Source organism: Brachyspira catarrhinii (assembly GCF_005518285.1).
Classification (GTDB): Bacteria; Spirochaetota; Brachyspiria; order Brachyspirales; family Brachyspiraceae; genus Brachyspira; species Brachyspira catarrhinii.
Window position 1 is genome coordinate 1 of sequence record NZ_SJDU01000972.1, and the last position, 215, is coordinate 215.

A 215-nucleotide genomic window follows, 5' to 3' on the forward strand; every position below is an offset into this window, starting at 1 on the left:
ATATTAAAGTTTTATCTTCTAATGATAAAGTCCCTCCTTTATTATAGGCTAAATTTAATATCTGACTAATTTCAAATTCGCTTAATCCTTTAAGTGAAGATATAAGCTCTAGTTTTTCTGTATCCTCAATTTCCAAATTGTATGTTTTTATATATTCATCTAATATAAAATTAATATCATTTTCTGTTGGAAAAGGTATATCAAGAATTGTAGTA

The 215-nt window shown here is 23.7% G+C and carries 1 pseudogene; it reads right to left on the minus strand.

Annotated elements, in window-relative coordinates:
• Positions 1-215, minus strand: a pseudogene (locus tag EZH24_RS14710) (AAA family ATPase); the annotation flags it as partial.